The following is a 9,558-nucleotide window of genomic DNA, read 5'->3' as shown; positions in this document are numbered from 1 at the left end:
GCGCCCCATCCCTCACCCGTTTTGGCGGTTGGGGGGGGGGGGGGGGGGGGGGGGGGGGGGGGGGGCGGGCCCCCCCCCCCCCCGGGCGGCCCCCCCCCCCCCCGCGACCGCGAGCACGACCAGGGACGGCAGCGCGTCGTGGAGCTTGTCCACGGTGGGACCGTCGGCGAACCACTGCGCCAGGACGCCGTTGACCGCGACCAGCCCACCACGCTGCCGTGGCGCCCTGCCCGAGCTCGGCCGACACAACCCCCAACAGGGCGCGCCGGTCCGCCTTCCAGCCGGTGCACAGCACCATGCCCACCATGTGCGGCAGCGCGGCCGCCATGCGCCCGAACTTCATCCGGGTCAGCGGCCCTTCGTGACGGACGTAGGACTGGTCGTAGCGCAGTCGGCCGCCGTACAGCTCCCGCTCGGCATCCGACATACTCTCCGTGTCTTCGACCCTCGGGCCGCTCGCGATCGTGTCGCTGCCTGGTGCGACCGGCGTCAACGTGTTCCCCCTTCGTGGGCATGGTGGCGTCCCCGTGTTCAACGACGCCGCGGGATTTCGAGCACCTGTTCCTTTCGGACGCGTTGCGCACCCTTTGATTCAGCGGTTTTCCGAAGGTGCGCAGTGCACCGACCCTTGCCGCGCAAGAACTGTCGGTCGGGGTGGATTGGCCGAAACGCCGACGTTCCGCCGCAGCGGCAGCACGCGGTCAGCAACAGTTCTCGCCTGATCCCTCGCTTGTGCGTTGTCGCCATCCGGCCCGCCCGCGGGGGGCCCGGGGTGACCAGGGGCACCTGGCCCGTGAGGGGCATCGGTCTGTGTCCAGCCGTTCGTGGGACACTTCGCCGGGGATTCCAGGTCCTGTTGGAACCGATGGGTCGCGTAGCGACGGAGACGGCTCAGACCGCGGTCGATGGTGGCCGGGGTTTCCGAGAGGTTGATCCGCCGGAGTCGCCTACCGGATGACAGCGCCTCCCGGGCGGCGGTGGTGCCGCCGTGGACAGCAGTCGGCACGGTTGCCCGGCCGTTCCGCGGGGAGGCGGGCCCGAATCGCCTGGTTCCTCGGCCCGAACGCCGGCTCCGAACCCCCCAGGGGCTTCGGAGCCGGCCCGGCTGGAGTCGGGCCCGTGCCCGCCTTATCGAGTCGTCCGCACCCTCGGGGCCGGTTGCGCGCGGGGGACGGCGCCGGCTCATGCAGGGCTCCGACGATGGTGCGTAGGGGGCGGACACGCACGGCGCATCCCGCCCTGACGGAGGCGCCCCGGGGACGGGGACAGCGACAGGGAGGGGGTCAGTACAGGCCTTCGGGGGCCGAACTGGTGGTCTGGAGGGGGCGGACGTTGGCGACGCCGTCGGAGGGCCAGTGTCCACTGCGATGGCGGAGCGCCTGGTCGCGTTCCAGGATGTTGGGGAGGAAGAGGTCCTCGTGGAGGACGGTCAGCCGGACCTGGCCGACCGAGCCGGGCGCGACCAGGGCGGCGGGGTCGTCCTTGTCCACCACCGCCATGGTGACCTCCGGGTAGTTCGGGACGTAGCTGATGAGTTCGCCGTCCCGCTCGACGTCCAGGCAGGCCGCGTTGCCGAAGGTGTTGCCGTACGTCAGTCCGCAGATCCCGCCCTCCAGGGCGGCGGTGAAGGTCCGGTACATGTCGCCGCTGATCTGGGTGCCGCTCAGGCGTACGCCGTCGAGGGCTGCGACCAGTTCCGGCCGGCGCTGGCGGAGGGCCTGGAAGAGGGCGGGGGTGGTGTTGAGGTAGTGGACCCGGCCCTGCCGGAGCACGTCGGTGATCTGCTCCAGCAGGTGGGTGGTGTAGTCGCCGACCTCGGCCAGCCGTCCGGCCCGGATGAGGCGCTTGACCCACCGCGGGTCCATGTCCACGGCGTACACCTGGCCGGCGTGGAGTTCCGAGACCTCCCGGACGCCGTTGCCGATCAGGTGCGGTCCGGTGGGGGTGGCCTGGAGCCAGGCGCGGCCCGGCGCGAAGCCCTCCCGTACAAAGGACCAGCGGCGCCAGATCGCCCGGTGCAGCAGCATGTCCGAGGTGTAGAACACCCGGCAGGGGGTCCCGGTGGTGCCGCCGCTGTCCCAGACCCGCCCGGCGAGCGGCCGGGGCACGGCCAGCGGGACGAGGTCCGCCGGGTCCTCCTCGCGGAGGCGGTCGAGCGGGAACGGGCCGAAGGCCGTGAGCTCGTCGTAGCGGGTGATGTCGCGCGGGTCGAAGTCCAGCTTGGCGGCGCGGCCCAGCCAGTAGGGGCTGCCGGCCACCGGGTCGAAGTGCCGCCGGACCACGGTACGGGTCCACGCGTCGAGGTCGGTGTCCAGCCGGCGCGCGACGTAGGCGTCCGGGTCGACGGGGGTGCCGGGGTCGGCGCGGGTGGCGGCGGTCATGACAGCGCCGTGGCGCCGGTGAGGTCGATTCCGAGGTCGTAAGCGGTGGTCAGGGCCTGCTCGATGTGCTCCGGCCGCTCGATGTGCACCACCGGGAAGGGGAACGCGAGGATGCCTTCGGGGATCGACGGGCCCATCACGAGGCCGAGCTGTACACCGTGCTCCTTCATGCCGTCGTAGACGTCGACCAGGCTGATCGGATCCGTGGAGTTGCGCTGGAAGAGGTCCCGGACCTCGTCCGCGGAGCGCAGGACCTTGGGTTCCAGGCAGGACAGCAGGGGGATTTCGGGGTCCGTGAAGGGAATCGCATCGATGCGCGGGGCCATGAACTCGCGGTAGGGGCGGCGCAGCGGGGTGTGGACGGCGATGGTACGCCCCGGGAGCGGGACGACCGTGCCCGGGGGGACCTCGGCGGCGAGGGCGCCGAGGGCGTCGGCCCGGCCGGCGAGCATCATGATGCGCTGGGTGCCGTCGACGGTGGGTCCGAAGTCGCCCGCCAGGTAGACGCCGGGGACGTTCTCGCCGGGGTGGGCGGGGGCGCCTTCGGCGAGGGAGCCGAAGGCGATGGCTATGCCCTGCTGCGGGGCGTCGGCGGGCGGTTCGGGGGTGTCGCGTGAGCCCGCCAGCATCTCGAAGAGCTCGCGCCGTCCCAGCGATCCGGCGAGGCAACTGGCGGTCATCGCGCCGAGGCTGAGGCCGCCGATGGCCGCGGGGCGCAGGCCGAACGACGCGAGGACGTCATGGACGCCGATCGCGAGGGCGGCCTCGCGGACGGTGCCGACGCTCTGGCGCTCCTCCTGGGGGGTCGGCAGGTCCTCCTTCAGGATCTGTCCGACCGTGAGCCCCGTCCAGGCAGAGACCTGCTCGTACCAGCTTTGCACGACCGGGTAGGTCCGGTAGAGCTCCAGGCCGTGCGGTTCGGTCCCGACGCCGCCGCCGAACAGGTACCCCAAACTCATGACAGCTCCCGTGAATTGTGTGAAAGGAGGGAACAATGCCGCCCCACCGTAGTGCAGCCGGGCTTCCGCTGCCAGCAGCCTGCCGCAGAATCCGACCTTCGACAGGAAGATCGGACGGCCGTCTCGTGGCGCGATATCGATACGCTATTCCGGTCTGGGAAAATACGTCGGACGCATACCGCCGGAGGGCGCTTCCGGACCTTCGGAAGAGCATTTAGGAGGTTGACCCGGGGGCGGTCCGTCCGTACGCGCTTCCCTACGCCTCAAGAAATTCCGGGAGGACGCGGGGTGGCCAGGTGCCGACGCTCAGGACGCCGAGGGAGTGCGCCCGGGAGACCAGAGCGGCCCGGTTCACGACCTGGAAATGACGGAGCATCAAACCGATGCGGTATTCGACACCTTGTCGGCTCAGATAAAGCGATGCCGCGAGCCGGGCGGTCGAGGTGCCGATCGCGATGCCTTCGAGGATGCGGACGTCCAGGGCGGCCAGCCGTCCGATGCCCGCGCGGTCGGGAGACCCCCCGGCCGCCGGCCCCCGATCCCGCAGTCCGGCGTCGTGCGCGTGCCCGGACCGCGCCGTCGGCCCGGACCGGGGCCGGGCGTCGCTTGCGGTGGACAACGGCGTCATCCTCGGCACCCCCTGCTCCTGCTGTTCCTGCTGTCCTCGGCCTCAGGCGCGCGGCGTGGCGGCGAAGTGCTCGCGCAGCGTGCCGATCACGCCGTCCGGGCGGCTGCTCAGGTAGAAGTGGCCGCCGGGGAAGACCTTGAGGTCGAAGGCGGCCGTGGTACGGGCGCGCCAGGCGGCGGCTTCGGGCAGCGGCGTCCAGGGGTCCTGGTCCCCCGTCAGGGCGGTGACCGGGCAGGTGACGGCGGAGCCGTGGTCGGCCCGGTAGGCCTGCAGCGCCCGGTAGTCGCCGCGCAGCGCGGGCAGCACCATGCCCAGCAGCTCCTCGTCCTCCAGGAGGCGCGCGTCGGTGCCGCTCATGGCCTTGACCTCGGCGATGATGCCGTCGTCGTCGAGCGGGTGGGACGGTTCCGGGCCGTCGGCGGCAGGGCCAGGGCGGCCGGAGACGAAGAGGTGGTCGACGCGGCCGCCCGCCCGCTCGATGCGCCGGACCACCTCGAAGGCAACGAGCGCGCCCATGCTGTGCCCGAAGAGGGTGAGGGGGAGGTCGTCCCAGCGGGCCAGTGCCCGGGCCACCTCGTCGGCCATCAGGTGCAGGTCCTCGGCGGCACGCTCCCCCCGGCGGTCCTGCCGTCCGGGGTACTGCACGGCCAGCAGGTCGACCGTGTCGCGCAGTTCGGCGGAGACCGGGAAATAGAAACTCGCCGAGCCGCCGGCGTGCGGAAAGCAGACCAGCCGCCGGGTGGCCGTCGGCGAGGGATGGAAGCGGCGGCACCACAGGTCGCTGTCCAGAGAGAGGGAAGTCATGTAGGTCGTTCTTTCCTTTCGGCGAAATCCGCTCGGTGCCGGTGGGCGGAGTGTGGTGATCATGCGCAACGTCATCCGTACCGACCGGTAGGCGCTATTGAGGGCGCGGTGATCAGCCGGTCACGTGCCGCGCATATCCCACCCTGCCATGCCACTTGTAAAGTCAGCAAGGGCGCGTCGTGCAGACCGGCCAGTTCACAGGTCGCGTTCAGTTCCGGCTATTTCCGCGGTGAATGGCGGGATCGTTGCGGTGCGCGGCAGTCCTGTGGGATTTACTGGGCGCCCACTTCAGCAGCAACGGTTCGGCCGGGCCGCGCGCCGCGGATCCGGCCGAGGAGGCGAGGAACACCTCATGGCAAGGCTGTACGCCGTCAGCGACCTCCACGTGGCCCATCCGAAGAACAGGGCGATCGTCGAGGGAATGTTCCCCGTCGACGAGGAGGACTGGCTGCTGCTGGCCGGGGACGTGGGCGAGCTGGCCGCGGACGTGGAGTGGGTGCTGCGGCTGCTGGCCGACCGGTTCTCGACGGTGGTGTGGGTGCCGGGCAACCACGAACTGTGGACCCATCCGTCGGACCCGGTGCGGCTGCGCGGCGATTACCGGTACCGGTATCTGGTGGACCTGTGCCGGAGCCTGGGCATCCGTACGCCCGAGGACCCGTACCCGGTGTGGACCGGGCCGGGTGGGCCGGTGACGATCGCGCCGCTGTTCCTGCTGTACGACTACAGCTTCCTGCCGCCCGGGGTGGCGGACGCGGGGGCCGCGCTGGCGTTGGCCGAGACGGCCGGGGTGGTGTGCAGCGACGAGTTCCTGCTGCACCCGGACCCGTACCCGACGCGGGCCGACTGGTGCCGGGAGCGGGTCGCCGCCACCGAGGCGCGCCTGGCCGCCTGCGACCCCGCGCTGCCGACGCTGCTGGTGAACCACTTCCCGCTGATCAGGAAGCCCACGGAGGTGCTGCGGCACCAGGAGTTCGCGCTGTGGTGCGGGACCGCGGCGAGCGCGGACTGGCCGGTGCGCTACCGGGCGTCGGCCGTGGTCTACGGGCACCTGCACATTCCGCGGACCATCCACGCGGATGGGGTCCGGCACCAGGAGGTGTCCCTCGGCTACCCGCGCGAGTGGCAGCACTGGGGCAAGCCGGACCCGCTGCTGCGCGAGGTCTTCCCCGCCGGGGAGCGGCCGTGACGGGTGGCCGCCGATGATCGAGGACCTGTTGTCGGCGTCGGTCGAGGTGGCGGAATCGCTGGGGGACCTTCCGGGGTCGGAGCTGTTCCCGGAGGAGGAACTGCTGGTGGCACACGTGGTGGAGCAGCGCCGGCGGGAGTTCACCACGGGCCGCCGGTGCGCCCGGCAGGCGCTGGCCCGACTGGGGCTGCCCCGGACGCCGCTGCTGGCCGGTCCGCGCGGGGAGCCGCTGTGGCCCGACGGGGTGGTCGGGGCGATCAGCCACTGCGACGGGTACCGGGCGGCCGCGGTGGCCCGCCGCAGCGACCTGCTGGCCCTCGGGATGGATGCGGAGCCGGACGGTCCGCTGCCGGACGGGGTGCTCGACGCCGTGACCGTCGCCGGGGAGCGGGCCGCGCTGGAGAACTGCCGGCGGGCGGCGCCGGGGGTGTGCTGGGACCGGGTGCTCTTCAGCGCCAAGGAGTCCGTGTACAAGGCATGGTTCCCGCTGACGGGGCGGCCGCTGGACTTCCTCGACGCGTTCGTGCGGCTGGACCCCGTACGGGGCGTGTTCTCCGCCGCGTTGACCGTGCCCGCCCACCAGGTCGCGGACGGCCCGTCGATCAGCGGTTTCACCGGGCGCTGGGCCGTGGTGGGCGGTCTGGTGCTGACCGCGGTGATGGTTCCCCACAGCGTCAACCCGGCCCGATGGCAACACATGAGGCTCTAGGGATGTGTCTAGACATGACGGGGCCGCGTTGACCCGCACCTGGTCACACAAGACGCTGAAGGCAGTCTTTCCCACCGGTCGTACGACACAGAGGAATCCCCCCTTGAACTTCCTGTTGCTGGGCCCGCTTTCCGTCCGGCTGAACGCGCGTGAGGTGCACGTGTCGGCGCCGAGGCAGCGCGTGGTCATGGCAGCGCTCCTCCTCAACGCCAACCGGGTGATCTCGGTGGACCGGATCGCCGAGTACGTCTGGGACGGTGCTCCGCCGCCGAGCGCCGCCGCGACCGTCCGCACCTACGTGATGCGGCTGCGCCAGTCGCTCGGCGAGCACGCCTCCGCCCGGATCCTCACTCGGGCGCCCGGCTACCTCCTCGAACTCGGCGAGCACGAGAGCGATCTGGGCCAGTTCACGGCCCACCGCCGGCGCGCGGCCGAGTTGTCCGAGCGCGGGGACCTGGAAGGGGCTTCCGCCGAACTGGCCGCGGCGCTCGCCCTGTGGCGCGAGGAGCCGCTGGCCGACATCCCCTCCCGGACGCTGCGCGACGTCGAGGGGCGCTACCTGCAAGAGCTGCGCTTACAGACCATGGAGCTGCGCTTCGACGCGGAGCTGGCGCTGCTGCGGCACGCCGAGCTGATGCCCGAACTGGTGCGGATCGTCCGCAAACACCCCCTGCGCGAGGCCCTGGTAGGCAAGCTGATGCTGGCGCTGTTCCGTTCAGGACGGCAGTCGGAGGCCCTGGACCTCTACCGGCGCACCCGGGTACTGCTCGTCGAACAGCTCGGCGCCGAGCCGGGCGCCGATCTACGCGAGATCCAGCGGCACATCCTCTCCGTCCACGACCGCCCCCGTACGCCGGGCCCCGCGGAGCCGTCCGCGGCGGCGCCGGAGCCGGCCGCAGCACCGGGCTCGGACACCGCCTGGGAGCGGGCGGGCCGGCCCCGGCCGGCGCAGCTGCCCTCGGTGCCGCCGCTGCTGTCGGCGCACACGGGCGCGATGGCCCGGCTGGAGCACTTCCTCACCACCCGCGCGCAGCCCGCGGGCACGGTGGCGACCGCGGTGGTGACCGGCCGCGGCGGCGTCGGCAAGAGCGCACTGGCCCTGCACACCGCCCATGCCGTGCGCGAATCCTCGGTGGACGGCCAGCTGTACGCCGACCTCGGCGCGGGCACCCCGCCGCTGACCGCGCACGCGGTGCTGCCCCGGTTCCTCGCGGACCTCGGAGTCCCCCGGGACGAGATACCCGAGGATGCCTCCGAACGAGAGAGCCTGTACCGCTCGCTGACCTCGGGCCGCCGACTGTTGGTCGTCCTCGACAACGCGTCCTCGACCGCGCAGATACGGCCGCTGATACCGGGCAGCGGGGGGAGCAGGCTGCTGGTGACCAGCCGACGGCGGCTGGCCGACCTGGAGGGCGCGCGCACCCTCGTCCTCCCCCCGCTGGACGAGGCCGGGTCGCTGGAGCTGCTGGGGAGCATCGTCGGACCGGCCAGGGTCGGCGCCGAACCGCGGGCGGCCCGTACGGTGCTGGCGGTGTGCGCGGGTCTGCCGCTGGCCATCCGGATCGCGGGGACCAGGCTGCTGGAGCGCCCGCACTGGAGCATCGGGCACTTCGCGCGGCGGCTGACGGAGGCCCCGCGGCTGCTGGACGAGCTGTGCGCGGGCGACCTCGGGGTCCGCCCCTGTCTCGACGCCGACCACGCCGGGCTCCGGCGGCCGGCGTCGGCCGGTGTCGATCCGGCCGAGGTGTTCATCGCGCTGGGGGCCGCCGGGGACTGCTCCGTGTCCGGCACCCGGGTCGCGGTGCTGTTCGGCTGCTCCGAGGCGCAGGCCGAGGAGGCCCTCGACGCGCTGGTCGAGGCAAATCTGCTGGGCGCCCCGCACGCGGGCCGCTACCGGCTTGACCCGCTGCTGAGGGCGTACGCCGGCGAGCACGCGCAGGCGGTGCACGACCGCCCGTTCATGCGCGCCGGGTGACCTTCCGGGCACGCACCGCCCCGTGCGCAGCACCCCGCGCGCTGCACCCCGTACCCACCGCCCTGCCGGCACCGACCCGTACGCAGCACCCCGTACCCAGCACCCGCACGCACCGTCGCGGCCACGGACGTCCCGTCGGCCGCTCCCGTTCGAGAGGAACCCCTGCGCCATGGCCCACCAGACGGCTGCCACCCCCGACCTGCTCGCCTACGTCCGGGACGTCTCCCTCCGCGACGACGATCTGCTCAGGGAGCTGCGGGAGACCACCGCGGACCTGCCGGGCGGGACCGCGATGCAGGTGATGGCGGAGGAGGGCCAGCTGCTCGCCCTGCTGGTCGGGCTGACGGGGGCGCGGGCAGTGCTGGAGATCGGGACCTTCACCGGCTACAGCACCCTGTGCATGGCCCGCGCGCTCCCGGCCGACGGGGTGCTGGTGTCCTGCGACATCGAGGAGCGGTGGCCGTCCGTCGGCGCCGACTATTGGAAGCGGGACGGGGTCGACGGGCGGATCGACCTGCGGATCGGCGACGCGGCCGGGACCCTGGACGCCCTGCTGACGGAGCGCGGGCCGGAGAGCTTCGACCTGGTGTTCATCGACGCGGACAAGGCCAACTACGTCCGCTACTACGAGTGCTCGCTCGCGCTGGTCCGCACCGGCGGTCTGATCGTGGTCGACAACACCCTCTTCTTCGGCAGGGTCACCGACCCGGCCGCTGTGGATCCCGACACCGAGGGGGTCAGGGCGCTGAACCGGCTGCTGTGCCGGGATCCGCGGGTGGAGCTGTCGATGCTGGTGATGGCGGACGGGATCACGCTCGCCCGCAAGCGCTGAGGGCGGCGGGCCGGGGCCCGGGGGGCCGGGGGGGGCCCGGGGGGGGCCCCCCCCCCCCGCCGGGCCGGGACTGCCGTGGAT

Annotated in this window: 8 protein-coding genes; 4 read left to right on the top strand and 4 right to left on the bottom strand. The window is 72.6% G+C overall.

Features of this window, described 5'->3' with window-relative positions:
• Positions 1 to 1,283: 1,283 nt before the first annotated feature.
• The 4 genes from ACFW2G_RS30520 to ACFW2G_RS30505 form a co-directional block, all read right to left on the bottom strand.
• Positions 1,284 to 2,381, bottom strand: coding sequence for an arylcarboxylate reductase (locus ACFW2G_RS30520; RefSeq protein ID WP_384455227.1), 1,098 nt, complete (start codon positions 2,379 to 2,381; stop codon positions 1,284 to 1,286).
• The gene (locus ACFW2G_RS30515) at positions 2,378 to 3,340 is read right to left on the bottom strand and encodes an ACP S-malonyltransferase (RefSeq protein ID WP_384455230.1); all 963 of its coding nucleotides are present in this window, start codon (positions 3,338 to 3,340) and stop codon (positions 2,378 to 2,380) included. The genes ACFW2G_RS30520 and ACFW2G_RS30515 overlap by 4 nt, the downstream gene beginning before the upstream one ends.
• Positions 3,341 to 3,596: 256 nt before the next feature.
• Positions 3,597 to 3,968 (bottom strand): LuxR family transcriptional regulator, encoded by a 372-nt coding sequence (locus ACFW2G_RS30510; RefSeq protein ID WP_037918629.1) that lies wholly within the window; start codon positions 3,966 to 3,968, stop codon positions 3,597 to 3,599.
• Positions 3,969 to 4,010: 42 nt separating this feature from the next.
• Positions 4,011 to 4,772 carry a thioesterase II family protein gene (locus ACFW2G_RS30505; RefSeq protein WP_037917648.1) on the bottom strand — a complete coding sequence of 254 codons (762 nt, stop codon included), beginning with the start codon at positions 4,770 to 4,772 and terminating at the stop codon, positions 4,011 to 4,013.
• Positions 4,773 to 5,124: 352 nt separating this feature from the next.
• On the opposite strand from ACFW2G_RS30505, the gene ACFW2G_RS30500 reads away from it, so the two are divergent.
• From ACFW2G_RS30500 to ACFW2G_RS30485, 4 genes are all read left to right on the top strand, one after another.
• Complete coding sequence (locus ACFW2G_RS30500) at positions 5,125 to 5,961, top strand: metallophosphoesterase family protein (protein WP_384455233.1); 837 nt, start codon at positions 5,125 to 5,127, stop codon at positions 5,959 to 5,961.
• A 13-nt stretch (positions 5,962 to 5,974) separates the two neighbouring features.
• Positions 5,975 to 6,670, top strand: coding sequence for a 4'-phosphopantetheinyl transferase (locus ACFW2G_RS30495; RefSeq protein WP_384455236.1), 696 nt, complete (start codon positions 5,975 to 5,977; stop codon positions 6,668 to 6,670).
• Positions 6,671 to 6,773: 103 nt separating this feature from the next.
• Positions 6,774 to 8,645 (top strand): BTAD domain-containing putative transcriptional regulator, encoded by a 1,872-nt coding sequence (locus ACFW2G_RS30490; RefSeq protein WP_384455239.1) that lies wholly within the window; start codon positions 6,774 to 6,776, stop codon positions 8,643 to 8,645.
• Positions 8,646 to 8,814: 169 nt separating this feature from the next.
• On the top strand, positions 8,815 to 9,477 hold the full coding sequence (locus tag ACFW2G_RS30485) for an O-methyltransferase (RefSeq protein ID WP_384585169.1): 663 nt from the start codon (positions 8,815 to 8,817) through the stop codon (positions 9,475 to 9,477).
• The last annotated feature ends 81 nt before the right edge of the window (positions 9,478 to 9,558 follow it).

It is taken from the genome of Streptomyces sp. NPDC058880 (assembly GCF_042742535.1).
Taxonomy (GTDB): Bacteria; Actinomycetota; Actinomycetes; order Streptomycetales; family Streptomycetaceae; genus Streptomyces.
This window is presented reverse-complemented; position numbering and strand designations above follow the sequence as displayed.